The organism is Dietzia sp. DQ11-71, assembly GCF_014144995.1.
Taxonomy (GTDB): domain Bacteria; phylum Actinomycetota; class Actinomycetes; order Mycobacteriales; family Mycobacteriaceae; genus Dietzia; species Dietzia kunjamensis.
Window position 1 is genome coordinate 1 of the sequence record NZ_JAALDT010000410.1, and the last position, 2197, is coordinate 2197.

The 2197-nt window shown below is 70.2% G+C and carries 3 protein-coding genes; all 3 read left to right on the forward strand.

The window, feature by feature from the left end:
* Positions 1-462 (forward strand): cation diffusion facilitator family transporter (locus tag G6023_RS13480; RefSeq protein ID WP_182635998.1); only part of this gene is annotated, 462 nt, incomplete at its 5' end.
* Positions 463-465: 3 nt separating this feature from the next.
* A complete protein-coding gene (locus tag G6023_RS13485) occupies positions 466-1341 on the forward strand; it encodes a DNA-formamidopyrimidine glycosylase family protein (RefSeq protein ID WP_069389275.1) in 876 nt (291 codons plus the stop codon).
* Positions 1338-2093, forward strand: coding sequence for an SDR family oxidoreductase (locus G6023_RS13490; protein ID WP_069389274.1), 756 nt, complete (start codon positions 1338-1340; stop codon positions 2091-2093). Before G6023_RS13485 ends, G6023_RS13490 begins: the two co-directional genes overlap by 4 nt.
* The last annotated feature ends 104 nt before the right edge of the window (positions 2094-2197 follow it).

Here is a 2197-nt window from a genome sequence, read left to right on the forward strand (position 1 = left end):
AGTCTGGCAGTGCGTGGCGCGTACCTCGAGGTGCTCGCCGATGCGGCAGGGTCCGTCGGTGTGATCGTGGCGGCGCTGCTCATGCGGGCGACCGGGTCGACGGTGTGGGACCTGGTGGTCGCGGTGGCGATCGCCGTGTTCATCGTGGTCCGCGCGGTGGTGCTCGGACGGCAGGTGGTCGCGGTCCTCGCCCAGCACGCACCCGTCGGAGTCGATCCGGTGGAGGTGGAGGCCCAGCTCGGAGCCCTGCGTGACGTCGAGGAGGTCCATGACCTGCACCTGTGGACACTGACCTCGGGAATGGACGTGGGTACCGTGCACCTGGTGGTCGACTCGGTCGCAGATCACTCAGAGGTGCTCGGCGAGGCTCGGCGCGTCCTCCTGGAGGAGCACGGGATCGAGCACGTGACGGTGCAGATCGAGACCGCCGGGGTCGTCGGTTGCCGCGAACTGGGGTGGTGAACCGTGCCCGAGGGTGATTCGGTGCACCGGGCTGCGGCGCGGGTCCGCGAGGCCCTCGCCGGCCGCACCCTGGACAGGAGCGAGCTCCGTGTACCGAGATTCGCCGCCGTCGATCTCGCGGGCAGGTCGGTGGTGACGGCCCGGTCCCGGGGGAAGCACCTCTTCGTCGTCGTCGGCCCCGACGATGAGGGCCGTGACCCCGTCACCCTCCACATCCACCTCAAGATGGAGGGCCGCATCCACGTCCTGCGTGCGGGGGACCGGTGGCGGTTCCCCGCGCACACCGTCCGGCTGCTCCTGCGTGCCGGTGACGTCGAGGTGGTGGGCACGGAACTCGGACTGCTCCGCGCACTGACCCCCGCCGAGGCCGACCGCGCCGTCAGCCACCTCGGGCCCGATCTCCTCAGCGCGGATTGGGACCCGGTGACGAGCACAGACGAGGTCGTGCGGAGGATCAGCGAGCGACCCACTCGTACGATCGGCGAGGCGTTGCTCGACCAGCGCAATCTGGCCGGGATCGGGACCGTCTACCGGGCGGAGCTGTGTTTCCTGCGCGGGGTGGACCCGCGGGATCCGGTCGAGGTCGTGCCGGACCTCCGTGCGATGGTCACACTGGCGCGGCGGATGCTGGTGGCCAACGCCGACCGCACAGTCCGGGTGACGACCGGCGACACCCGGCGCGGGCGCGAGCTGTGGGTGTACGGCCGCGACGGCAAGCCGTGCCGCCGGTGCGGGACCGAGGTGGAGACGTTCCGTCTCGGAGGACTCGCGGACCCGGACGAACCGAGCGACTCCCTGGATCGCATCGCCTACCGTTGCCCGTCCTGCCAGCCGCGTCGTGCCACACTGGGCGCATCGCCAACGGAGGAGAACTCGTGACCGACCGCAAAACGATTCTGATCACCGGTGCCAGCTCTGGCCTCGGGGAGGGAATGGCCCGCCGCTGGGCCGCGCAGGAGAAGAACCTCGCGCTGTGCGCGCGGCGCCTGGACCGCCTGGAGGAGCTCCGAGCCGAACTGCTGGCGGCGAATCCCTCGATCACGGTGGCGGTCCGCGAGCTCGATGTGGCTGACGGTGACGCGGTGGAGCGGGTGTTCGGCGAGCTGGACGCCGAGCTCGGCGGCATCGACCGGTTCGTACTCAACGCCGGGCTGGGCAAGGGCGCCTCGATCGGCACGGGGAAGGCACACGCCAACCGGGAGACCGCCATGGTGAACGTGGTGGGGACGCTGAACCAGGCCGAGGCGGCGATGGAGCGGCTCTTCACCCGGGGTGAGGGGCACCTGGTGTTCATCTCGTCGGTGAGTTCGTTGCGCGGCATGCCGAAGGCGCAGAACACCTACGGCGCGACCAAGGCGTTCGTCTCGGCCCTGGCGCAGGGTCTCTACGCCGAGCTGGACAGTGCGGGCAGCCGGATCAAGGTGACGGACATTCTCCCGGGGTATATCCGCACGGACATCAACCGGTCGGTGAAGACCGCGTTGATGACCGAGTTCGACGAGGGCGTCGACGCGCTGGTCAAGACGATCGACGCCGAGCCCACCCGCGCGCTGGTTCCCGCCAAGCCGTGGAAGGCGATCGGGCCGCTGCTCACGCTCCTGCCCGAGAAGATCAGCCGCCGCTTCGTCTGACCCACTGGTGGCCCCACCCGGGCCACGACGAGGGCCGCGCCGGTCATGCCCGGTGCGGCCCTCGTAGTGTCAGAAGGGTGGTGGGTCGATGAGTTCGTCGAGGC